The sequence below is a fragment of the Comamonas sp. GCA5 genome, from assembly GCF_036541385.1.
GTDB classification, from domain to species: Bacteria; Pseudomonadota; Gammaproteobacteria; order Burkholderiales; family Burkholderiaceae_C; genus Comamonas; species Comamonas aquatica.
Map to the genome: position 1 here is coordinate 20,408 of NZ_JAZHFR010000012.1, position 22,790 is coordinate 43,197.

The window sequence follows — 22,790 nt, forward strand, 5'->3', positions numbered from 1 at the left end:
ACGAGAACATCCCATGAGCGATTTCATAAACAATTTCTGGTCGGTCTATGTCGCAGGCATTACCTTAGCCGGCATCGTCGGCTGCTTGGTGCTCCTGGTCATTACCGCCCGCAAGAAGGTGGTTTCCGATGAGGAAAACACCACCGGCCACGTCTGGGACGAAGACCTGCGTGAATTGAACAACCCCATGCCACGCTGGTGGGTCTGGATGTTCGTGATCACCATCATCTTTGGTCTGCTGTATCTGACGGCCTACCCTGGTCTGGGTACTTATGCCGGCAAGCTGCAATGGAGCCAGGTGGGCGCCTACGAAGCCGAGGTGGAAAAAGCCAAGGCCGAGCTGGAGCCGATGTATGCACGCTTTACGGCCATGAGCACGGAAGATGTGTCCAAGGACAGCCAGGCCATGGCCATCGGCGAGCGTTTGTTCATGAACAACTGCGCGCAATGCCACGGCTCTGATGCCCGCGGCAGCAAGAGCTTCCCGAACCTGGCCGACAACGATTGGCTGCACGGTGGCGCGCCTGAGAACATCAAGCAAACCATCACCCAGGGTCGTATCGGCATGATGCCGCCCCAGGCCGAAGCCGTGGGTTCTCCCGACGATGTGCGCAACCTGGCCCACTATGTCCTGAGCCTGTCCGGCAGTCCCCATGACTCGCTGAAGGCTTCGCTGGGCAAGTCCAAGTTCACCGCTTGCGCAGCCTGCCACGGCATGGACGGCAAGGGCAACACCATGCTCGGCGCGCCTAACCTGACCGATGACATCTGGCTTCACGGCTGGGGTGAACAGGCGATTGTGGACATGATCAACAATGGCAAGATGAACGAAATGCCTGCGCAGGACAAGAAGCTGACCCCTGCCCAGATCGACGTTCTGACCGCCTATGTCTGGGGTTTGTCGCACAAGCCCGCAGCGGCTAACTGATCGTTGTGGCGATCCCAAAGGCGGCACTGTGTGCCGCCTTTTTATTTGGTGCGATTAGGGGAGCGTAATTCATGAGTTCCGAGCAAAAGAAACCGCAAAAAGTCATTCCTATCAAAGCGGAAAGCCAGGAAAAATCTGTCTCGTTTTACGAAGCGCATAAGAAAATCTATCCGCGCTCCATCAGCGGGACCTTCATGCGCTGGCGCTGGCTGATGGTGTGGGCCACGCAGTTGCTGTTCTACGGCCTGCCCTGGCTGGATTGGGGGCAGCGCCAGATGGTGCTGTTCGATCTGGGCGCGCGGCGCTTTTACCTGTTCGGCTATGTGCTGTACCCGCAGGACTTCATTTACCTCACGGGGCTGCTGATCATCAGCGCGCTGGCCCTGTTCCTGTTCACGGCCGTGGCCGGGCGCCTGTGGTGCGGCTTCACCTGCCCGCAGACGGTGTACACGGAAATTTTCATGTGGATCGAGCACAAGGTCGAAGGCGATCGCAGTGCGCGCATCCGTCTGGACCAGGCCGGCTGGACCTGGGAGAAGGTCTGGAAAAAATCGCTCAAGCAGTTGCTGTGGGTGGTGTTTGCCTTGTGGACGGGCTTCACCTTCGTGGGCTACTTTGTACCCATCCGCGAGCTGGGCAGCGAACTGCTGGCCTTGCAAGGTGGCTGGCAGATCTTCTGGGTGCTGTTCTACGGTTTTGCCACCTATGGCAATGCCGGCTACATGCGCGAGCAGGTCTGCAAGTACATGTGCCCCTACGCGCGCTTCCAGAGCGCGATGTTTGACAAGGACACGCTGGTGGTCAGCTATGACACCGTGCGCGGCGAAGCACGCGGTCCGCGCAAGAAGGATGCGGATTACAAGGCCCAGGGGCTGGGCGACTGCATCGACTGCAAGCTCTGCGTCCAGGTCTGTCCGGTGGGCATCGACATCCGCAACGGCCTGCAGTACGAGTGCATCGGCTGTGGCTTGTGCATCGATGCGTGCAACAACGTGATGGACAACATGCATTACCCGCGGGGCCTGATCCGCTTGACGACGCAAAACGCCGTCACCCAGCGCTGGCAGCGCTCCCAGATCCTGCGGCGCATCGCCCGCCCCCGGGTGCTGATTTACGGGGCCGTCCTAGTCGGTCTGTCGGTGGCGATGGTGGTGAGCATGGCGCTGCGTGAGCCGTTGAAGGTGGACGTGATCCGCGACCGTGCCTCGCTGGCCCGGATCGTGGCCGGTGGCAAGCTGGAGAATGTCTATCGGCTGCAGGTCATGAACGCCACCGAGGCCACCCAGACCTACCATGTGCAGGTGCATGGGCTCAACGGGATCGAACTGGTCGAAGGGGGCGAGGTCGAAGTGCTGCCCGCCCAGACGCGCGGCGTGGCCGTGCGGGTGCAGATTCCCTACGGTGCGGCGGAGCCCGGCTCGCACCACATCGTGTTCGACATCGACGCGCGCAGCGGTGAGGGCCGGGTGTCCGAAAAATCCGTGTTCCTGGTGCCGCGTTGACCGTGGATGCGGGTCTGGCGCACGGCCCCCTCGGGCACTGTGCGCGGTGTTTGTTTATTTCTCAGAAAGTCTAGGATGTCTCAAGCTGAAATGAAGCCCGAAGTCTCGACCGCTCCCTGGTGGAAGTTCGGCCATGTGTGGCTGGTGCTGGCAGGTCCTGCCATCGTGGTGGTGGCGGGCATTGTCACCTTGGTCATTGCCACGCGTGGCGCGGATCCGGTTGTGGACCCCGACTATTACCAGAAGGGCGTGAACATCAACGAGCAATTGCGCAACCCGGACAAAAGCCATGCGCCTGCGCACGCGGTGCGCAACCACGCCGCCACCCCTGCGGACGATTTGCCCAACCTGGCACCCAAGTGATGCGGCGCGCTGACAGGCCGTTTGTGCTGTTCTCGGCAGCACGGGGGCATGACCGCGCAGAGGGGATTGGCTTAAAACATAGCTGCTGGCGCATGTAATCAGTAGGTTTCAAATAGAAAACTATTTGAAATTCAATGGAATCAAGCGCTGGCAGCTATGTTTTTTTATTCAGTGTTTGTCCCACAAGCATGGTTCAGCGGCTGTGGACACAATTTAGGTACAACCTCTTGCGAAGGAGTGCTTTTATGTGGACACGACGCTGGATGTGGATTGGCTGGCCGGCCTTTGTGGCGGCCGGCGTGATGGAGATGCTGGTCTTTGCGGCGTTTGACCCGCACGACATGCTGTGGATGGGGCAGACGGTGGAGCTGTCGCGCACGGCCATCTACACCCTGGCATTCTTTGCGTTCTGGGCGGTCTTCGCCGTGGCCGGCTGGATGACCATGGTGCTGGCCCTGCCCAGCGCAGCGGTCAATGCCCAAGCCCAGGCGCCGTCGACTGGGCTTGGCGACCCCGAGCGGCTGCAAGCCTGCTATCCCAACAACGCTTGAATGAAAAAAGCCTTCCTGTTGATGCAGGAAGGCTTTTTTCGTGGACCTGCTCTGAGGCAGCGGCAGTGGTTATTTGTTGCAGTCTTGGTGGCTGTTAACCAGGCGTTGCAGCGCGGCGGTATCAAGAATGCGCACGTGGCGTTGTTTGACCTCCACCATACCTTCTTCGACGAACTTCGAGAAAGTGCGGCTGACCGTCTCCAGCTTCAGGCCCAGGTAGCTGCCGATCTCTTCGCGCGTCATGCGCAGCACCAGTTCCGACGACGAGAAGCCGCGTGCGTGCAGACGCTGCACCAGATTCAGGATGAAGGCCGCCAGGCGTTCCTCAGCGCGCATGCTGCCCAGCAGCAGCATCACGCCGTGCTCGCGCACGATCTCGCGGCTCATGACCTTGTGCACGTGGGTCTGCAGGGCCGTCACTTCGCGCGACACCTCCTCCAGCCCGTCAAACGGCATCACGCACACTTCGGCATCTTCCAGGGCCACTGCATCGCAGGTGTGGTGGTCATGCACGATGCCATCCAGACCAATGATCTCGCCGGCCATCTGAAAGCCTGTCACCTGGTCGCGACCATCTTCGGTAGCCACGCAGGTCTTGAAAAAGCCTGTGCGGATGGCATACAGCGATGTGAAGGGCTCCCCGTTGCGGAACAGCGTGCCGCCGCGCTTGACCTTGCGGCGGGTGGCCACAATTTCGTCGATGCGCTGCAACTGCTGCTCACTCAGCCCCGCGGGCATGCACAGCTCGCGCAGGTTGCAGTTGGAACAGGTTACTTTGATGGTTGGAGGGGTCATGTACTCGGACGCGGCGTGGTGCAGGCGATCTTGCGGGTCACGCGGTGCGTTAAAAGTCGGTAAAAAAAGAAGCTGTTACAACTGGGATTGCGGTGAATGATGCTTGTCAAAATTGTGGCATTGCTTGATCGCAGACCTCTTGATTCACGTCAAGGATGGTTGCGGGCCATTGGTGCACAGTCTAACAATCAAGGAAAAAAGATTCATGACTGTCGTCACACCCGAACTCCTGCGTCGTTACGACGTACCTGGTCCACGCTATACCTCTTACCCCACAGCAGACAGGTTTGTGGAAGCGTTTGGTGATAGCGACTATATCTTGGCTCTGAAGCAACGCAAAGTCGCTGCGGCTGCCAAGCAGCCGATGTCGCTGTATGTGCACATCCCGTTTTGCGAATCGCTGTGCTATTACTGCGCGTGCAACAAGATCGTGACCAAGCACCATGAGCGTGCGGCCACGTACATGCGCTATCTGGAGCGCGAGGTCGATCTGCACCTGCAGCACTGCGGGCGGGGGCAGGTGGTCAGCCAGTTCCATGTCGGCGGAGGAACGCCCACGTTCCTGTCCGATGACGAGTTGCGTGAGCTGTGGCAGATGCTGCGCGAGCGTTTCGCCTTTGATCCTGCTGGCGAGTATTCCATCGAGGTGGACCCGCGCACGGTGACGCGCGAGCGCCTGGCTGTGCTCAAGGAAGTTGGCTTCAACCGCCTGAGTTTCGGCGTGCAGGACTTCGATCCCGATGTGCAAAAGGCCGTGCACCGCGAGCAGCCCGCCGAGCAGGTGTTTGATCTGGTGGCCGCTGCGCGCGAACTGGGATTCCAGTCCATCAATGTGGACCTGATTTATGGCCTGCCCAAGCAGAATGCGCAATCGTTTGCGCGCACGCTGCAACAGGTGGCGCAACTGCGCCCGGACCGTATTGCCTTGTATGCCTACGCCCACTTGCCCGAGCGTTTCAAGGCCCAGCGCCGCATCCTGCAGCAGGACTTGCCGCCTGCGGCAGACAAAGTGAACATGCTGTCGGCGGCCATCGCGAGTTTCATCGACGCGGGCTACGTGTATGTGGGCATGGACCACTTTGCCTTGCCCGAGGATGCGCTGGCAGTGGCCAAGCGCCAGGGGCGCTTGCATCGCAACTTCCAGGGTTACAGCACCCAGCCGGATTGCGATCTGATTGCGCTGGGGGTTTCGGCGATCGGCCGCGTGGGGGCCACCTACAGCCAGAACGCCAAGACGCTGGAAGAGTATTACGACCTGCTGGACCAGGGGCGCCTGCCCGTGGTGCGCGGTCTGGCGCTGACGCGCGATGACTTGATCCGCCGTGCTGTGATCATGACCATCATGTGCCAGGGCGAGGTGCTCTTCGAGTCGATCAACAACGCATGGCTGATCGACTTCCCGCAGTATTTCGCGGCGGAAATCGCTGCACTCGAAAGCCAGCAGGAAGAAGGCCTAGTGGAAATCCAGGACGACTGCATCAAGGTGACCGAGAAGGGCTGGTTCTTCGTGCGCGGCGTCGCCCTGGTGTTTGACCGTTATTTGCAGGCAGATCGCAACCGGGCCAGGTTTTCGCGGATCATCTGATCCCTATGGCGCTTTCTCTGCTTTGGACGGCATTTTTCATGGGGCTCGTGGGTGGGCCCCATTGTCTTGCCATGTGTGCCGCACCCTGCCATGCCGTCATCCAGGGGCAGGCCCATGCCGTGCGCCTGCATGCCGGCGCCGCTGCAACAGCGCCCCGCGGCGTGCCTGGCTGGGCGGCCCTGCAATTCCACAGTGGGCGCTTGCTGGGCTACGGCATGCTGGGAGCGGTGGCTGCCCTGGCGATGGAGCAGGTGGCCTGGTTTTCTGACCGTACCTCCTTGCTGCACCCGGTGTGGGTGCTGATGCATCTGCTGATTCTGGCCTGGGGCTTGCTCATGGTGTTCCAGGGGCAGCAGCCGGCATGGCTGGAGCGCGCAGGTCGCGCGGCCTGGGCCAAGGTCCAACCGGTGCTGGCGTTGCCCGGCGGGGGGCTGCTGGCGGGCATCGGGTGGGCGCTGATGCCATGCGGCCTGCTTTACTCTGCCGTGCTGGTAGCCGCCCTGAGTGGAGGTGCTGTAGCAGGGGCTGGCAGCATGGTGGCGTTTGCCGTGGGGGGCGGGCTGTGGCTGTGGTCGGCACCGTACGCGTGGCGCTGGCTCAGCGGGCGGGTGCGCCGCTGGCGGGCAGAGTGGGGTACACGCGTGGCCGGTCTGATGCTGGTGGCGGTGTCGCTGTGGGCGCTCTGGATGGATTTGATCTTTACCCCTGCCATGTGGTGCCGCTAGGTGGCATACGGCGCCTCCGGCGCCGTGTTGCGACTGCTGTGGGGGCACTGTACCTGTGGACTCAAACCTGCTCGGGCGCCAATTCAATCTGCCTGGCAAAGCATGCGGTTGGTTTTTTGGGGGGAGGTGCCTGCGTCAAGGCGGTGAAGGTGTCTGCAAAGCCGCCGGGCCGTCAACCTGAACCGGGGGTTCAGGTGGGCGAGAGCAACCTAGCATTGGGTTCATCTGACGCGAGACGATCACGCTTGCTAGGCAATGTATCAAGCCCGTGCTCACAGAGCATTGGTTCAAGGCAATATAAAGCCCGGAGGATTGCAGACGGTTGTGATTTTACAGGGCTTGTGAACCGGCGGGTGGCAATTCCACGCGAATGTCATTGTCTAAATCGGCAGCGCTTGCGGTGGTGTCCAAGGTCGCTGCAACCGGCAGGCTGTCCGGGATGGTTTGAAAGGCGATTTCAGCCTGTGCAACCTGCGGCGCTGCGGCCATGGCCTGGACTTGCAGTTGTGCGGGGTAGGACGGTGCGTCAGGTTCGGCCTCGGGTGCCGGCGCCAGGGCCGTGTCCAGCCGGTGCAGCAGCTGCGCGGCCAGGTGGGCGTCGTGTTCGGCCTGGGCCTGCAGCGCGAGTAGCAAAGGATCGGGTTCGGCGATGTCGGGCAATCCGGCATCCCCCAGTTCTTGCACATCGGCCAGCTGTTGCTGCAGGGCCTGCAACTGTTTGCGCAATTCCAGGTTTTCGTAGGCCAGGTTCACGGCCAGCAGCACCCCCACGCGTTCGCGCGAGCGCAGCTTGCTGGTGTTGCGCATGTGCTGGAACTGCTGGTCGACGCGTTCCACGGCTTCCAGCAACTGGTTTTCCTGGCCGTCTGGGCAGGTGAGCAGGTAGTCCTGGTGCAGGATCTGGATTTCGATCTGGCTCATGGCGCTTCTTGATTCGCAGGCAGGCGTTCGATCAACGCATCCACCCGGGCGCGTGCCGCCTTCAGGCGTGAGCGCAGCGAGTCGCGCTCTTGCTGCAGCGCATGTACCTCTGCGCTCAGCAGGCGGTTGGCATGTTGCAGCGCTTCGTACTTCTCCAGCAGAAGCTCGATGCGCTCGGCCACGGGGTCAAGAATGGATGGTGTCGTCATGGATGGCCTCAATTGTAGGACGCCCCCTTGGCCGTGGATGGCAAATTCACCGCAAGTGCAGCGGTCTGGGGCTTCCTGCTTGTATCAAGCTGTCAATTGTCCGGGGCAGGCGGTTCTGCGCGTGTCCGACAGATGCCTGTGTGGCCCCGGTGGCCAGGGACAGTCAGACGGCGACAGGCAGTTGTTCTTCGACTTCCTGGGCCGATTGCGGGCGGGTGACGCGGCCGATTTCCTGACCGTGGCGCAGCACGACCAGGGTGGGCCAGAGCTTGACCTTGAAGTGGCGGCCCAGCTTGCGGCCCTGGCCATCTTCGATCTTGATGTGTGTGATGTCGCGGCGTTCGTGCAGCGCCTCGCGCAAAAACGGCTGGGCGGCCTGGCAGTGCGGGCACCAGTCGACACCAAACTCCACAGCGACGGTGCCCGGCAGGTCGGCCAGGTCCTCGGGCGCTGGGGCGGGATCGGTGAAGGCGGTGGCAAAAGGCATGCGGGACTCCTAGGGTGGTGGGGCAGCAAAGCGCACATCGTCGCTGCAAGCGGCGGGTGCCGTCAAACCCTGGGCGCTTGTCCTTGTCACCTGGGTGCGCATTCGCCTGGAGGTGGTGCGATGGCGGGATCGCAGCGGCCCGCCGCTTGGCATACGGCGGTCAGGCGGCATCGGTTTGCGGAGGGCGCTGGGCTGTGCGCCAGTGCGGAGGGCGCACAGCCGGTCTGTTTCGTGGTCAGTGCAGTTTTGAGAGCTGTTGGCGCTTACTGCATCTACGTTGCAGGCTGATTTGATGCATGAGAGAGCGGGGCCGGAGTCGAGGCCTGGCAGACGTGCGAAGCCGTGCGAGCTAGGCCGGCAGTCAAGCCTGCATGAAGTTGGGAGCCATGTGCGGCCTGCTTGGTGTCGGCCCTGCCTGGCCACGGTCAGTGCTCAGTGCTCACTCAGTGCATTGGGGCCGTAAGCAAGGCGGCATGGTCCTGGTGGCAGGGGCGGATGAGCAAAGGTGCGCAGGGCGGCAGTAATCGCCCGCGCAGGGGTGCCAGGGCTTAGACCGAGTCTTCCAGCAGGCGCAGTTCCTGCAGGGTGTTGGCATTGGCGAAGGCATGCACGTCGTCGCCCGCCGCATCGAAGCGGCACAGGGCCTGGGCATGCTGTGCGGTCCAGGCGTCGATCTTGCGGCCCCCCTGCTGCACAAAGTCCTGCAGGCTGGGTAGCAGGCTGCGGTGCAGCAGGGCGAACACGGGCTGGGGGCGCAGCTGCAGCGTCCCGTCACGCCCGGCTTCGGGGCCTGCGGCCAGCACGATCTGGGCGTGCTCGCGCAGGGCGGTGGCGGCCATGCGCGCCGCCAGATCGCGCGGAAAGCGCGGGCTGTCGCAGGGCACGGTCAGCATCCAGGGGGTGGTGCAGTGCGTCAGGCCGGTCAGAAAACCGGCCAGGGGTCCGGCGTAGTCGGGCAGCACATCGGAGTGCACCGGCACATGGAAGCCCTGGTAGACCTCCAGGTGGCGGTTGGCATTGAGCATGCACGCGCCCACCTGGGGTTGCAGGCGCTGCAGGGCGTGCAGGGCCAGGGGCTGGCCGAGAAAGGCTTGCAGGCCCTTGTCCACGCCGCCCATGCGGCTGCCGCGGCCACCGGCCAGCACCATGCCGGTGATGTCCGCGGCAGGCAGTAGGGCGCTTGGGGCTTGAGGAGGGCAGGAGTCCATGGGCGTTTGCCGATCAGCCACCGATGTAGCTCATTTCCACCCGCTTGCGGCCGGCGGCGGTGTCGGGCGGCAGGTTGGCGCGCAGTTCCGAATAGCGGTCATCACGCTGGCCCCAGATGTGGGCGATCGCATTGCTGATGGTGGCATCGTCGGAGGCGTTGCGCAGCAGCTCGCGCAGGTCCCAGCCCTGGTTGGCGAACAGGCACAGGTACAGGCGGCCTTCGGTGGACAGGCGGGCGCGGTTGCAGTCGCCGCAAAAGGCCTGGGTCACGCTGCTGATGACACCGATCTCGCCCAGGCTGGGATCGTGGCGGCCATCGGCCCCGGCGTAGCCCCAGCGTTGGGCGGTCTCGCCGACGGCCGTGGGCTCCAGCGGCACCAGGGGCATGTCGGCATCGATCAGCCGCACCACGTCGGCCGAGGGCAGCACGTCGTCCATGCACCAGCCGTTGGTGGCGCCCACGTCCATGTATTCGATGAAGCGCAGCGTCACGCCCGTGCCGCGGAAGTGGCGCGCCATGGGCAGGATCTGGTCCACATTGGTGCTGCGCTTGACCACCATGTTGACCTTGATGTGCGACAGCCCCGCCGTGCGGGCGGCCTCGATGCCATCGAGCACATCGGAGACGGGGAAGTCCACATCGTTCATGCGGCGGAACACGGCATCGTCCAGACCGTCCAGGCTGACCGTGACACGCTGCAGGCCGGCGTCCTTCAGGGACTGGGCCTTGCGGCGCAGCAGCGAGCCGTTGGTGGTGAGGGTGATGTCCAGGGCCTGGCCTTCGGGTGTGCGCAGGGCCGACAGCTGGGTGATCAGGCGCTCCAGGTCCTTGCGCAGCAGGGGTTCGCCGCCGGTCAGGCGCAGCTTGCGCACGCCGTGCTGGGTGAAGAGGCGGGCCAGCCGCGTGATCTCCTCGAAGCTCAGCAGGGCCTTGTGCGGCAGGTAGGCGTAGTCCTTGCCGAAGACTTCCTTGGGCATGCAGTACGCGCAGCGGAAGTTGCAGCGGTCGGTGACGCTGATGCGCAGGTCGCGCAGCGGCCGCGCGCGGCTATCCTGCAATTGCCCGGTGGGGACAATCGGCGCGGCGTTCAGGGGGGCCTGCAGCAGGCCATACCGTTGCTCGACCAGGGGAATCACGCGATCTACCATAGGCCAGCGATTGTGCCCGATGGTGTTCAGCCGTGCGGGGTTGTGGGGTTTGTAACAGCCGTGGCGGGGGGCAGGGCCGGGCCCTTGCCTTCGGGCAGGCGCCAGCCGGCGAATTGGGGGTAGTACTGGAGCACGGCGGGGCCGTGGAAGTCCCAGCCCGTGCAGCGTCCCAGATAGGCCGGGGGCTGGTCGGGCGTGGTGCTGAAGGCCGACACGATGCTCTGGAACGCGGCGGTCGCCATGTTGTTCAGCAGCTCGCGCAGGTGGGTGCAGCCCGCGATGCCGGCCAGGTGCGTGTCAATCGCTTTGCGCCAGCCGCGCGCCATGCTGCAGCCCACCATGCGCTGCATGCCGGCCAGGGCGCCGGGGCAGCCTTGCACCGGGTGCGCTTCCAGCGAGGCCTCGATGGCCTGCACCACCAATCGGGTGTCCACGGTGACGCGGATCCGCATGTGGTGGATGGGGTCACCGGCCTTGCGCACGCCGCTGCCATTGGGGCGCGGCAGGTCGATGGCCTTGGTGTCCAGCAGCTCGCCTTCGATGTCCCACAGGCCGTCTGCGCGCTCGAAGCTGCGGTAGTGGACCTGGCGGATGTGCTGGGGGGTGCGTGAAATCGTGGGGGTGGAAAGGGGCATAGGCTTGGTGGGGTGGGGCTAGCAGCGCGTGTCCGGCCAGGGGGGGCTTGGGCACTCCGCATCCCCCGCCGCGCTGCCACAACGTGGTGGCGATTGTCGGCAGTTGGGCGCCAGCGTGCAGTCACCCAGGCTACGCCTTGTGAGATAAAAAGGCCTGTAGCGCCCATGCAGCCTGCGCATTCAGCTATCTAATTTTCTAAGGGCAAGCCCTGTATAGACAGCGCGTGGCCCCTCCACCAGCATGCAAGGGTCTTAGCGTTGCCCGGGAGGCCGTGATGAAAACCTTGGTGGACCAGTTGGCACAGTACGCGGAGTACCACCGCGATGGGCGCAACATCCTGACGCATTTTGTGGGCGTGCCGATGATTCTGTTCGCCGTGGTGATCCTGCTGTCGCGCCCCGGCTGGGCCTGGGGGGACAGCGGCCTGGTCGTCAGCCCTGCGGTGCTGGCGGCCCTGGCCGCCTCGGTGTACTACATGCTGCTGGACACCCACTACGGCATCGCCCTGGCCGTGGTGCTGGGGGGCATGTTGTCCGTGGGCGTGTGGCTGGCCCAGCAGACCACGGTGTTGTGGCTGGGTTGGGGCGTGGGGCTGTTTGTGGTGGGCTGGGTCATCCAGTTCGTGGGCCATTACTGGGAAGGGCGCAAGCCGGCCTTCATGGACGACATCGTCGGCCTGCTGATCGGGCCGCTGTTCGTGCTGGCGGAAATGGGCTTTGCGCTGGGGCTGCGCAAGGAGGTGCAGCAGGCTATCGAGGCGCGCTCCGGCCCGGTGCGCCATGGCGCGCGTCCCGCCTCACTGTGAGCGGCGCAAGGCCGGGTGGCGCGGATATTCCAGCGCACTGCAAGAAGTCAGCAAGGGCATGCCTCTAAAATCCTCGGGTTGCCCCTCGCGGGGTTTTGTTTCACAACCTGATCAAACATCATGTCCTTCGAAAAGCTGACACCCGGCAAGAACGCCCCTGAAACCTTCAACGTGGTGATCGAGATCGCCGCCAACTCCGATCCCGTGAAGTACGAAGTGGACAAGGAAACCGGCTGCGTGTTCGTGGACCGTTTCATGGGCACCGCCATGCACTACCCCGTGAACTACGGCTATGTGCCCCAGACCCTGGCAGGTGACGGTGACCCCGTGGACGTGCTGGTGATGACCCCCTTCCCGCTGCCCTCCGGCGTGGTCGTGCCCTGCCGTGCCATCGGCATCCTGCACATGGAAGATGAAGGCGGCGTGGACGGCAAGGTGTTGGCCGTGCCCACCAAGAAGATCCTGCCTGCCTACGAGAAGATCGAAAGCCTGGCCGACGTGCACGAGCTGACCCTGAACCAGATCGCCCACTTCTTCGAACACTACAAGGACCTGGAAAAGGGCAAGTGGGTGAAGGTGCTGGGTTGGAAGGGCGTGGACGAGGCCCACAAGGAAATTGTGGACGGCATCGCCAACTACAACAAGGCCTAAAAATTTCATTTGCGAAACCTGGTTTTCGCAAATGGAATACAAAAACCTTTGTAATTGTTTGTTAATGTGCAGACCCTTGGCGGGGTCTGCATTTTTTTTGCCCTTGTTCGGCCCGCGTCCACTTGGAGACGAGATGTTTTTGGCAAATATGCGGATGGCCACCAAGCTGGGGGCCGGGTTTGCGCTGGTCACCTTGCTCACGCTGGCGCTGGGCAGCATTTCTTTGTGGCAGATGCGGCAGATGGATGCCAGCACCCGGGCCGTGGTGCAGCACGCCATGCCCAGCGTGGTCGATGTCAGCAGCCTGCGCGAGCTGTGGAGCCGCCTGCGCCGTGCGGAAGCCGGCATCCTGAATGTGAACAGCGTGGCCGAAGTGGACGGCTATGTGGCCCAGATCACGCGGGTGCAGGAAGAGATCCAGGCGCATGAGCGCAGCTATGAATCCTTGGCGCGCCAGCCGCAGGAGCAGCAGCTCTGGGAGCGCTACCAGCAACTGCGTGGCCAGTATGCCCAGACGCATGCCAGCTTTGTGCAGCAGGCACGCGACAAGGACTACAGCCAGCCTGAAGGCGATCTGCTGCTGGGCGATGCCGTGACGAACTTCTACGTGGGCACGGCAGAGCCCGCATTCGTGAACCTGCTGGATGCGCTGGGCCAGCTGTCCAGCGTCAACCGCGAGCAGGCCGACCAGACCGCCCAGGAGGCAGCGCGCAGCTACCAGTTTGCGGTGACCTGGGTGCTGCTAGGCATGGGGCTGAGCGCCGCGGTGGCCCTGGTCTGGGGATGGTGGATCACCCGCACGGTGACCGTGCCGGTGAAGCAGGCGGTGCATGCGGCCTTGCAGATTGCCGAAGGCGATCTGACCCAGGACATTCCCCGCGGCGGACGCGATGAAATGGGCGTGCTGCTGCAGGAGCTGGTGTCCATGCGCGACAAGCTGGAACGGGTGGTCAGCCATGTGCGCACCAATGCCCAGGGCGTGCTGAGCTCGAGCGAGCAGATCGCCTCGGGCAATGCCGACCTGTCCGGCCGCACCGAGGAACAGGCCAGCGCCTTGCAGCAGACGGCAGCGTCCATGGAGCAGATGTCTTCCACCGTGCGGCACAACGCGGACAGCGCGGCCCAGGCCAACCAGCTGGCCATGAACGCCTCGCAGGTCGCCGCCCGTGGCGGTGATGTCGTGGCGCGGGTGGTGGACACGATGAAAGGCATTGATGCCAGCAGCCAGAAGATTGCCGACATCATCGGCGTGATCGACGGCATCGCCTTCCAGACCAATATCCTGGCGCTGAATGCGGCGGTGGAAGCCGCCCGCGCGGGCGAGCAGGGCCGCGGCTTTGCTGTGGTCGCCGGTGAGGTGCGCGCCCTGGCGGGCCGCAGCGCCGACGCGGCCAAGGAAATCAAGTTGCTGATCACCGAAAGCGTGGATCGCGTGGGGCAGGGCAGTCATCTGGTGGCCGAGGCCGGTGCCACGATGCAGGAGGTGGTCACGGCCATCCGCCATGTCTCCGATCTGGTGGGCGAGATCAGCGCCGCCAGCAAGGAGCAAAGCCAGGGCGTGGGGCAGGTGAGTGATGCGATTGCGCAGATGGATCAGGTGACCCAGCAGAATGCCGCCCTGGTCGAGGAAAGCGCGGCCGCCGCGCTGGGCCTGCAGCACCAGGCCCAGCAGTTGGTGGATGCGGTGTCCAGCTTCAAGGTCAAGTCGGCGCAGGCCGCCGTGCTGTCGCACACCGCGGCACGGCCGGTCGCCCAGCCAGCGCAGGCCGTGCCACGGACCGATTCGGTGGCGCTTGCATCCGCTGCGCCCGCAGCACCTGGAGGCCGTACCCGGGCCGTGGCCGACGCGGCGCCTGTCCCAGCGGCCAAATCGGCCCTGGCCGTCACGGCGCGTGAGGATGACTGGGAGTCCTTCTGAGGCACATGCCGGGTGGCGTGCTGGGTAGGCCGCCATCGCCAAGCCTTCTGCCTTGGGGGATTGGCCTGTTCCTTGGTATGGCTGCGTTGGTGCGCACCGAAGCGCAGGGATGGCCTGCAATTTCCTTGCGGCCGTCGCAATCCTGTGAGGGAGTGATAATCGCTTTCTTTGCCTGCCAGGGTGTGTGACAAGGCGCACAGGCAGCAACGCTTGGTGTTTTGGCAGGCCTGCGGGCTTTAATTTTCATGACCACTTCCATCTGCATTGCTCAGCTCAATTTCACGGTCGGAGACTTGAGCGGTAACGCACAAAAAATTATCGAAGCCGCCCAGCAAGCCCATGCCCAGGGCGCTGCCTTGCTGATGACGCCGGAGCTGGCTTTGTGTGGTTATGCGGCCGAGGATCTGTTCCTGCGCCCTTCGTTCCAGCAGGCCAGCGATGCTGCGCTGCAGCAGGTCGTTGCCGCCAGCGCCGCCTGGCCAGACCTGCGCCTGCTGGTGGGCTGTACCCAGGCGGTACCGGGCACCCTGCACCGCCAGAACACAGCGGTCTGGATTGGTCAGGGCCGGGTGTTGGGGCAGTATGTCAAGCATGCGCTGCCCAACTATGGCGTGTTCGATGAGCTGCGCTATTTCACGCCGGGCCAGCAGGCCTGCGTGGTGGAGGTGGGGGGTGTCAAGGCTGGGGTGCTGATTTGTGAGGATGCCTGGGTCACCGGTCCCGCGCAGGCGGCCAAGGCTGCCGGGGCACAGATGCTGCTGGTGCTGAATGCCTCGCCCTACCACCTGGGCAAACAGTCCGAGCGCGAGGCCGTGCTGGCGCAGCGTGCCATGGAAACCGGCTTGCCCGTGGTGTATGCCCACATGGTGGGTGGACAGGACGAGCTGGTGTTCGATGGGGGCAGCTTTGCCTTGCAGGCCGATGGCACCGTGGCCATGCGGGCGCCTGCGTTCCAGCAGGTGCTGGCGCAGGTGGCAGTCCGGCCGCAGGCCGATGCCGTGCATCTGGCGGGCCAGATTACCCCCGTCCAGGACGACAACGCCGCCCTGTGGGATGCCCTGGTGCTGGCCGTGCGGGATTACGTCGGCAAGAATGGGTTTCCGGGGGCCTTGCTGGGCTTGTCGGGTGGCATCGACTCCGCCTTGGTGCTGGCGATTGCCGTGGATGCGCTGGGCAAGGATCGTGTGCGCACGGTCATGATGCCCTCGCCCTATACCGCGGACATCAGCTGGAAAGATGCGCAGGAAATGGCCGATCGCGTGGGCGTGCACCATGAGGTGATCGACATTGCGCCGCAGTTCGAAGCCTACAAGGCTGCCCTGTCCACCCAGTTTCAGGGGCGGGCCGAAGACACCACCGAAGAGAATTTGCAGGCGCGCATCCGCGGCACGCTGTTGATGGCGCTGTCCAACAAGTTTGGCGCCGTGGTGCTGACCACCGGGAACAAGAGCGAAATGGCCACGGGCTACTGCACACTGTACGGCGACATGGCCGGCGGCTTTGCCGTGATCAAGGACGTGCTGAAGACCCGGGTGTTTGCGCTGGCGCGCTGGCGCAATGCCAACGATCCCTTCGGGACCGGGCTGCACCCCATCCCCGAGCGCATCATCACCCGTCCGCCCAGTGCTGAGTTGCGTCCCGACCAGAAGGATGAGGACAGTTTGCCGCCGTACCCGGTGCTCGACGACATCGTGCGCCGTTATGTGGAAAATGACGAGCCCATCGAGACCATCCTGGCCCAGGGGCACACACCCGAAAATGTGGAGCGTGTGGTGCGTCTGATCCGCATCAATGAATACAAACGCCGGCAAGCCCCCGTGGGCCCGCGTCTGTCGCCGCGCAGTTTTGGCAAAGACTGGCGCTGCCCGATCACCAACGGCTTCAGGCGCTAGTGCCTGCTGGCTGCCCCTGTGTCTTAGTTTTGCAATTCAAATTGGAGTCCTCACCATGAAAATGATCACTGCTATCATCAAGCCTTTCAAGCTCGAAGAGGTGCGCGAAGCTCTGGCTGAGTGCGGCGTGACGGGCCTGACCGTGACGGAAGTGAAAGGCTTTGGCCGGCAGAAGGGTCACACGGAGCTGTACCGTGGCGCGGAATATGTGGTGGACTTCCTGCCCAAGGTGAAGATTGAAGTGGCCGTGGCGACGGAAGATGCGGACCGCTGTGTCGATGCGATCGTGGCGGCCGCACGGACGGGCAAGATCGGGGATGGCAAGATCTTCGTCACTGCCGTGGAAAAAGTGGTGCGCATCCGCACCGGTGACTTGGACAGCGCGGCGATCTGAGTGGCGCCGCACATGAAAAAAAGCGATCTGGAAAGATCGCTTTTTTTGTGCCCAGGCCAGATGGCCGAGCCGGGAGGTCAGATCACTGCGCGCAGGTTTTGGCTTTCGGGGGCTGTGCCGGCCGATTCGACCAGGAACTCCAGCAATTCGGCCGGGCTGTCGCTGCTGCGGATCAGGTCCATTTGCCAGGCGCCCATGAAGCCCTGGTGCACGGTGGACTCCAGGAAGGCCAGCAGGTTGGTGTAGTAACCCTCGACATTCAGCAGGCCAATGGGCTTGTCGTGGTACCCCAGCTGGCGCCATGTCCAGACTTCAAACAGCTCCTCGAAGGTGCCGATCCCGCCGGGCAGGGCCAGGAAAGCATTGCTGCGCTCGGCCATCATCGCCTTGCGCTCATGCATGGTGGTGACGATGTGCAGCTCATCGCACGCGGCGTTCGCCAGCTCCTTGTCGACCAGCGCCTGGGGAATGATGCCGACCACGCGGCCACCGGCTGCCTTGGTGGCCTCGGCCACCATGCCCATCAGGCCAGTTTTCCCACCGCCGTACACCAGTTGCCCCCCGCGCAGGCCAATCCATGTGCCGACGGCGCGTGCCGCAGCTTCATAGGCAGCAGCTTCGCCGGGGCGCGAGCCGCAGTAAACGCAGATGGAAAAAGCAGGGGGCTGGTGCATGGGAAAATCCTTGGTGGTGGCCGCCAACGTGCGCAATCCTCAGGGTTGAGGGCGGGGCGTGGTCAATGCGGCGGGCTCGGCCACCAGACGGGTGCCGGCCAGCACATCGTGCAAAAACTGGCGCTGGGGGTGAAAGCGGCTGAGCAAGGCCCACACGGCGACCCAGCCCGTGGTGAGCACGGCGACTTCGCCCCAGGGCAGGTGAAACGGCGCCAGCAATGCCAGCGGGGGCAGCAACCACAGCCAGCACAGGGCGTACCGCGCCAGCGCGCGCACGCGTGTCAGTGGGCGGCCTTGCTGGTCCACGACGCGGATGTGCCAGGTCTTCATGGCCAGGGTTTGGCCCTTGCTCCAGAACCACGCAAAGTAAATGCCGAGCACCACAAACAACAGGGCCTGCAGTGTCTTGGGCGACAGGGGGTGACCAAACAGGACGCCTGCGCTGCCCAGCACCAGCCCGCCGACGAACACGACGCCAAACAGCAGCAGGCTTTCGTACAGCCAGCAGGCCATGCGCCGGCGCAGGCTGGGCGCTTGCAGCGGGGCGATCGACAACGGGGAGGGGGCGGATGGGGGCATGCAGGCTCGATGGGCAGCTTCCGTGCTGAAGGGGATTATTGTGCCGCGGCGGGAGCTGGGGGGTGCGCAGCAGGCGGCTGCGTTGCAGTGGCCGGTTGGTGGGGGTCCGTGGCGGGGTGCAGGGGCGGAAGCACCAGCGCCGGGGCTGCTTGTGGGACGGCCACGGGTTGGCTGGCCGCTGCCGGGGCTTCGGGCTTGGCGCTTTTCTGTTCCAGGGGTGTCAGCTGCACCGCCGGGGCGGCTTGGGGGGTGAACACCGGCACGCTTTCCACCACCGAAGGTGTGGCCACGGGCTGGGTGATGACGGGGGGCAGCGGGGCCGTCTTGACCGGTTTGTCGTCCTTGACGGCCGGCGGCGCGGGGGGCGGCACCTGGGCCAGTCGGCGCTTGGATTTCTTGGCTGCTCTGGCCTTGCGGGCCTGCTCGGCCAGGTGCTGCTTTTCGGCTTCGCTCAGGGCCTGGTAGGCATCCCATTTTGACTGCAGTTCCTCTGCAGACAAGCGTTTTACGCTCTCAAAATTGATACGAGCCTGGTTGCGCTGCTGGACGCTCAGGTTGGCCCAGGTGGTCATGCGGCTGACCAGGCGATTGCGCTCGGCCTCATCCATGGTGGGATAACGGTCTGCGAGCACCAGCCAGCGGCGCTTGGCGAGGGCGCCCATGGTGTTCCAGCGATCGCGCAAGGGCATGAGCGCCTGGCGTTGCGCTTCGCTGATTTCGCGCCAGCTGGGGCCGGCTGCGCTCAGACGCAAGCGCGAGTGGGTGTCGGTGGTCAGGGAGGCGCCATCCCCTTGCTCTTCCACGGCCATGCCCGGCGGCACGGCACTGGGCACCATGGTGACTTGGTAGCTGCTCCAGATGCCCCCTGCGGCCAAGCCCAGCAACAGCACGCTCGCCAAGCCAACAGCGATCCAGGACGAGCGTGAAATTGTTGAGGGAGCAGAGGTCAGTGGCATGTAGGGCCGAGTGTAACAACTGCACACCAGCCCCAGGGGCTTGGTGCGGCAGGGAGCGGTTTCTTAGGGGGTGTCAGACACGGTGGTCTGCAAGTATTGCTGAAATCCCGGATCGGTAAATGCGGCTGGAGGCAGCTCGCTGGTGAGCAAGGCAGCATCCACTTCGGCCACATCCACGGTGGCGCGGCTGTCCTGCTCGGCGCCGATGAATGCCAGACCCGCCACCAGTGCCACCAGCGGCAGGGCCGTCAGCAGGCGTTGCAGCCACAGGGGCGTAGAGTCACCTTGGTCGCCGCGAGTTCCCAGAATGGCGGTTCCGTTCTGCGTACCCAGCAGGGTGGGAGCCGACTCCGTATGCAGGGCGCGCAGCGGCGCCGAGCTGCGTTTGCGCAGGGATACGGCTTGGACGCGGGCTGCACGCAGGCGCTCGGTGACCACATACGGCAGGTTGGCATCTGCAGAAGACAGGTGCGCAGCCAGCTTGCGGGCGAAGGTGTCGGCCGCAAGTTCATCATGGTGCGAAGGTGTGGTCATAACTCGATTCCTTTGGCTTTGAGCGCTTTGCTCAGCGATTGGATGGCGCGAAAACAGTGGGTTTTCACGCTGCCCTCTGAGCAGCCCATGGCGGCGGCGGTTTCCGCCACGTCCATGTCTTCCCAGTAACGCAGCAAAAACGCTTCCCGTTGACGCGCAGGCAAAGCTTGAATTTCATTTTCAATACTTTGTAACAATTGCGCGCGCTGGGTGAGGGCTTCGGCGCTCTGGCTGGCTTCTTGCTGCTCGTCGGAGGCATAGGTCTGCATCCAATCAAACCGTTCGTCGTCCGGATCATCTCCATGCGCGAGGTCTTCCATATTGGTAAACAACGCGTTGCGGGTTTTCTGTCGCCGGAACCAGTCCAGGGTGCAGTTGGACAGGATGCGGTGGAACAGCATGGGCAGTTCCTGGGCGGGTTTGTCGCCGTAATGCTGCGCCAGTTTCAGCATGCTGTCTTGCACGATGTCCAAGGCGGCCTCCTCGTCGCGGACGTGGTAAACCGAGCGTTTGAACGCTCGTTTCTCCACGCCTTTCAGGAAGTCAGATAGCTCTTGTTCGGTGGCCAAGACAGAAGTGCCCGGTAAGTCGATAACGCACAAAATCCATGCAGCTGTAACTGGATGCATCTTGCGGCAAAGACCCTGATTATCGCATCGCGTTGGCAAACTGCCGAAAAGCGTTCGCCAAACCGTATGTTGCAGTGCCATAATGGCTGCTTGCAATTCAACAAGGCAAACGGGTCAAGGTCCGGCGTACACCCTCACGCCCATGTCCTTTGGCCTTAAGTCCTGAACCTGTCCCACAAGGACGCTGGCGAGGGGCACCCAAGGTTTTTCGTTAGAGAAATTCACAAAGGTGGATCATGGAAATCTCCAAAGCAGAGCACGCCAACGCGGCGGCGGCCTCTTCGCAAGCTGGTACCCAGGAACTGATGGGTGCCGAAATCCTCGTCAAGTCACTGCAAGCTGAAGGTGTGAAGCACCTGTGGGGCTACCCAGGTGGCGCGGTGCTCTATATCTACGATGCGCTGTACAAGCAAGACAGCATCGAACATGTGCTGGTACGCCATGAGCAGGCGGCCGTGCACGCTGCCGACGGCTTTGCCCGTGCCACTGGTGAAGTGGGTGTGGCACTGGTCACGTCCGGCCCTGGCCTGACCAACGCCGTGACTGGCATTGCCACGGCCTATACCGATTCGATTCCGCTGGTGGTCATCAGCGGGCAGACTTCGGTGGCCGCCATCGGCACCGACGCCTTCCAGGAATGTGACACCGTGGGCATCACCCGCCCCATCGTCAAGCACAACTTCCTGGTCAAGGATGTGCGCGACCTGGCGATCACCATGAAAAAGGCTTTTCATGTGGCGCGCACCGGCCGACCCGGCCCGGTGGTGGTCGATATTCCCAAGGACGTGTCCTTCAAGAAGGCGGCGTACAGCGGCTATCCACAAAGCGTGGAAATGCGTTCGTACAACCCGGCCAAGAAGGGCCACTCCGGCCAGATCCGCAAGGCCCTGCAGCTGCTGCTGAGCGCCAAGCGTCCCTATATCTATACCGGCGGTGGCGTGCTGCTGGGCAATGCCTGCCCTGAACTGCGCACCCTGGTGGACATGCTGGGCTATCCCGTCACGCACACGCTGATGGGCCTGGGTGCCTACCCGGCCAGCGATCGCAAGTACCTGGGCATGCTGGGCATGCACGGCACGATCGAAGCCAACAACGCCATGCAGAACTGCGATGTGCTGCTGGCTGTGGGCGCGCGTTTTGATGACCGTGTGGTGGGCAACCCCAAGCACTTCATGTCGGTGGAGCGCAAGATCATCCACATCGACATCGATCCTTCCTCCATCTCCAAGCGCGTGAAGGTGGATGTGCCCATCGTGGGCGATGTGAAAGAGGTGCTGACCGAGCTGATCGCCATGGTGCGTGAAACCACGACCAAGCCCGACGACGGGGCCCTGGCCCAGTGGTGGACGCAGATCGAAGCCTGGCGCAGCCGCGACTGCCTGCAGTTCGACCGCGACAACAAGGACGTCATCAAGCCCCAGTACGTGGTGGACACCTTGTTCAACATGACCCAGGGCGAAGACGTCTACATCACCTCCGATGTGGGCCAGCACCAGATGTGGGCCGCGCAGTACTACCGCTTTGACGAGCCCCGCCGCTGGATCAACTCCGGTGGGCTGGGCACCATGGGCGTGGGCCTGCCCTATGCCATGGGCATCAAGCTGGCCAAGCCACAGGCGGAAGTCTTTTGCATCACGGGCGAAGGCTCGATCCAGATGAACATCCAGGAGCTGGCCACCTGCCGCCAGTACAACACCCCGGTGATCATCTGTGCGCTGAACAACCGCTACCTGGGCATGGTGCGGCAGTGGCAGGAGATCGAATACTCGGGCCGCTATTCCAGCAGCTACATGGATTCGCTGCCCGACTTCGTGAAGCTGGCCGAAGCCTACGGCCACGCCGGTATCTTGATCGAGGACCCTTCCCAGGTCGAAGCGGCCTTGAAGGAAGCGCGCCGGATTGCCCGCGAAGAGAACAAGTGCGTGTTCCTGGACTTCCGCACCGACCCCACGGAGAACGTGTTCCCCATGGTGCAGGCGGGCAAGGGCATCACCGAAATGCTGCTGGGGCCGGACGACCTCTGAGCATGCTTGTGAAAACATAGCTGTTGGCGCATGCCAGCACTATGTTTCCAAGTGATAGGAGTCGCAACCGCAAGCATGGCTTGCGCACGGTGCTCCGAACTTTGACGAATCTATTGTCTGCCAAGCCTGCGGCTTACCGGTCGCAGGGGAGGGCAGCGAAAAGAGGAATCCTTCACCATGAAACACATCATTGCCGTGCTGCTCGAAAACGAGCCCGGAGCCCTGTCGCGTGTGGTCGGCCTGTTCTCGGCCCGCGGCTACAACATCGAGTCGCTCACCGTGGCGCCGACGGAAGACCCGTCGCTGTCGCGCATGACCATCCAGACCACCGGTTCGGACGACATCATCGAGCAGATCACCAAGCACCTGAACCGCCTGATCGAAGTTGTGAAGGTGGTCGATCTGACCGAGGGCGCCTACACCGAGCGTGAACTCATGATGGTCAAGGTGCGCGCCGTGGGCAAGGAGCGCGAGGAGATGAAGCGCATGGCCGACATCTTCCGTGGTCGCATCATCGATGTGACCGAAAAAAGCTACACCATCGAGCTGACCGGCGACCAATCCAAGAACGATGCCTTTTTGCAGGCCATCGACCGCACCGCCATCCTGGAGACCGTGCGCACCGGTGCCTCGGGCATCGGCCGCGGCGAGCGCATTTTGCGTGTCTGAGGCAG

General features: G+C 63.3%; 25 protein-coding genes. 13 read left to right on the top strand and 12 right to left on the bottom strand.

All coding sequences use genetic code 11. The features are described 5' to 3' along the window. Positions 1-13: 13 nt before the first annotated feature. From ccoP to SJH88_RS04850, 4 genes are all read left to right on the top strand, one after another. Entirely contained in the window at positions 14-928 is a 915-nt protein-coding gene (gene ccoP / locus SJH88_RS04835; RefSeq protein ID WP_045266514.1) for a cytochrome-c oxidase, cbb3-type subunit III, read from the top strand. Positions 929-999: 71 nt separating this feature from the next. Then, the gene (gene ccoG / locus SJH88_RS04840; RefSeq protein WP_183301374.1) at positions 1,000-2,430 is read left to right on the top strand and encodes a cytochrome c oxidase accessory protein CcoG; all 1,431 of its coding nucleotides are present in this window, start codon (positions 1,000-1,002) and stop codon (positions 2,428-2,430) included. 75 nt (positions 2,431-2,505) lie between these two features. Beyond that, positions 2,506-2,793: a FixH family protein gene (locus SJH88_RS04845; RefSeq protein WP_042413412.1), complete on the top strand. Its 288-nt coding sequence runs from the start codon at positions 2,506-2,508 to the stop codon at positions 2,791-2,793. A 245-nt stretch (positions 2,794-3,038) separates the two neighbouring features. Continuing rightward, on the top strand, positions 3,039-3,344 hold the full coding sequence (locus tag SJH88_RS04850; RefSeq protein WP_274753751.1) for a hypothetical protein: 306 nt from the start codon (positions 3,039-3,041) through the stop codon (positions 3,342-3,344). 69 nt (positions 3,345-3,413) lie between these two features. Here the strand turns inward: SJH88_RS04850 and fnr are convergent, their stop codons facing one another. Continuing rightward, positions 3,414-4,139, bottom strand: coding sequence for a fumarate/nitrate reduction transcriptional regulator Fnr (gene fnr, locus SJH88_RS04855; protein ID WP_274753752.1), 726 nt, complete (start codon positions 4,137-4,139; stop codon positions 3,414-3,416). 205 nt (positions 4,140-4,344) lie between these two features. On the opposite strand from fnr, the gene hemN reads away from it, so the two are divergent. Both hemN and SJH88_RS04865 read left to right on the top strand, forming a co-directional pair. Further along, positions 4,345-5,724 (top strand): oxygen-independent coproporphyrinogen III oxidase, encoded by a 1,380-nt coding sequence (gene hemN / locus SJH88_RS04860; protein ID WP_274753753.1) that lies wholly within the window; start codon positions 4,345-4,347, stop codon positions 5,722-5,724. A 5-nt stretch (positions 5,725-5,729) separates the two neighbouring features. After that, a complete protein-coding gene (locus SJH88_RS04865) occupies positions 5,730-6,449 on the top strand; it encodes a sulfite exporter TauE/SafE family protein (RefSeq protein ID WP_274753754.1) in 720 nt (239 codons plus the stop codon). Between the two features lie 330 nt (positions 6,450-6,779). On the opposite strand, the gene SJH88_RS04870 is transcribed toward SJH88_RS04865, so the two are convergent. The 6 genes from SJH88_RS04870 to SJH88_RS04895 all read right to left on the bottom strand — a co-directional run bounded on the left by SJH88_RS04870 (position 6,780) and on the right by SJH88_RS04895 (position 11,059). Continuing rightward, positions 6,780-7,370, bottom strand: coding sequence for a cell division protein ZapA (locus SJH88_RS04870; RefSeq protein WP_274753755.1), 591 nt, complete (start codon positions 7,368-7,370; stop codon positions 6,780-6,782). Continuing rightward, on the bottom strand, positions 7,367-7,579 hold the full coding sequence (locus SJH88_RS04875) for a hypothetical protein (protein WP_042413400.1): 213 nt from the start codon (positions 7,577-7,579) through the stop codon (positions 7,367-7,369). The genes SJH88_RS04870 and SJH88_RS04875 overlap by 4 nt, the downstream gene beginning before the upstream one ends. A gap of 163 nt (positions 7,580-7,742) precedes the next feature. Next, positions 7,743-8,066: a thioredoxin family protein gene (locus SJH88_RS04880; protein WP_045266519.1), complete on the bottom strand. Its 324-nt coding sequence runs from the start codon at positions 8,064-8,066 to the stop codon at positions 7,743-7,745. A gap of 548 nt (positions 8,067-8,614) precedes the next feature. Beyond that, on the bottom strand, positions 8,615-9,274 hold the full coding sequence (gene mobA / locus SJH88_RS04885; RefSeq protein WP_274753756.1) for a molybdenum cofactor guanylyltransferase MobA: 660 nt from the start codon (positions 9,272-9,274) through the stop codon (positions 8,615-8,617). 13 nt (positions 9,275-9,287) lie between these two features. Beyond that, a complete protein-coding gene (gene moaA, locus SJH88_RS04890; RefSeq protein WP_239223359.1) occupies positions 9,288-10,424 on the bottom strand; it encodes a GTP 3',8-cyclase MoaA in 1,137 nt (378 codons plus the stop codon). Positions 10,425-10,450: 26 nt separating this feature from the next. Then, positions 10,451-11,059: a DUF2889 domain-containing protein gene (locus SJH88_RS04895; protein WP_274753757.1), complete on the bottom strand. Its 609-nt coding sequence runs from the start codon at positions 11,057-11,059 to the stop codon at positions 10,451-10,453. A gap of 275 nt (positions 11,060-11,334) precedes the next feature. On the opposite strand from SJH88_RS04895, the gene SJH88_RS04900 reads away from it, so the two are divergent. The 5 genes from SJH88_RS04900 (at position 11,335) to SJH88_RS04920 (ending at position 16,720) form a co-directional block, all read left to right on the top strand. After that, positions 11,335-11,865, top strand: coding sequence for an Mpo1 family 2-hydroxy fatty acid dioxygenase (locus SJH88_RS04900; protein WP_274753758.1), 531 nt, complete (start codon positions 11,335-11,337; stop codon positions 11,863-11,865). A gap of 120 nt (positions 11,866-11,985) precedes the next feature. Then, positions 11,986-12,516 carry an inorganic diphosphatase gene (ppa, locus tag SJH88_RS04905; protein ID WP_042413367.1) on the top strand — a complete coding sequence of 177 codons (531 nt, stop codon included), beginning with the start codon at positions 11,986-11,988 and terminating at the stop codon, positions 12,514-12,516. 133 nt (positions 12,517-12,649) lie between these two features. Further along, the gene (locus tag SJH88_RS04910; protein ID WP_274753759.1) at positions 12,650-14,434 is read left to right on the top strand and encodes a methyl-accepting chemotaxis protein; all 1,785 of its coding nucleotides are present in this window, start codon (positions 12,650-12,652) and stop codon (positions 14,432-14,434) included. 245 nt (positions 14,435-14,679) lie between these two features. Next, positions 14,680-16,326: an NAD+ synthase gene (locus tag SJH88_RS04915; protein ID WP_274753760.1), complete on the top strand. Its 1,647-nt coding sequence runs from the start codon at positions 14,680-14,682 to the stop codon at positions 16,324-16,326. Between the two features lie 55 nt (positions 16,327-16,381). Next, complete coding sequence (locus SJH88_RS04920; RefSeq protein WP_042413359.1) at positions 16,382-16,720, top strand: P-II family nitrogen regulator; 339 nt, start codon at positions 16,382-16,384, stop codon at positions 16,718-16,720. A 77-nt stretch (positions 16,721-16,797) separates the two neighbouring features. Here SJH88_RS04920 and SJH88_RS04925 read toward each other — a convergent pair whose 3' ends face one another. From SJH88_RS04925 to SJH88_RS04945, 5 genes are all read right to left on the bottom strand, one after another. Continuing rightward, the gene (locus SJH88_RS04925; RefSeq protein WP_274753761.1) at positions 16,798-17,394 is read right to left on the bottom strand and encodes an LOG family protein; all 597 of its coding nucleotides are present in this window, start codon (positions 17,392-17,394) and stop codon (positions 16,798-16,800) included. A gap of 39 nt (positions 17,395-17,433) precedes the next feature. Then, positions 17,434-17,973: an RDD family protein gene (locus tag SJH88_RS04930; protein ID WP_274753762.1), complete on the bottom strand. Its 540-nt coding sequence runs from the start codon at positions 17,971-17,973 to the stop codon at positions 17,434-17,436. 35 nt (positions 17,974-18,008) lie between these two features. After that, positions 18,009-18,863: a DUF3106 domain-containing protein gene (locus SJH88_RS04935; RefSeq protein ID WP_274753781.1), complete on the bottom strand. Its 855-nt coding sequence runs from the start codon at positions 18,861-18,863 to the stop codon at positions 18,009-18,011. A 129-nt stretch (positions 18,864-18,992) separates the two neighbouring features. Beyond that, complete coding sequence (locus SJH88_RS04940) at positions 18,993-19,463, bottom strand: DUF3619 family protein (RefSeq protein ID WP_274753763.1); 471 nt, start codon at positions 19,461-19,463, stop codon at positions 18,993-18,995. Then, entirely contained in the window at positions 19,460-20,032 is a 573-nt protein-coding gene (locus SJH88_RS04945) for an RNA polymerase sigma factor (protein ID WP_042413356.1), read from the bottom strand. The genes SJH88_RS04940 and SJH88_RS04945 overlap by 4 nt, the downstream gene beginning before the upstream one ends. Before the next feature lie 296 nt (positions 20,033-20,328). Between SJH88_RS04945 and SJH88_RS04950 the strand changes: the two genes are divergently transcribed. After that, positions 20,329-22,116, top strand: a complete 1,788-nt coding sequence (locus SJH88_RS04950; protein WP_274753764.1) for an acetolactate synthase 3 catalytic subunit — start codon at positions 20,329-20,331, stop codon at positions 22,114-22,116. Between the two features lie 177 nt (positions 22,117-22,293). Continuing rightward, entirely contained in the window at positions 22,294-22,785 is a 492-nt protein-coding gene (gene ilvN / locus SJH88_RS04955; RefSeq protein ID WP_042413352.1) for an acetolactate synthase small subunit, read from the top strand. The last annotated feature ends 5 nt before the right edge of the window (positions 22,786-22,790 follow it).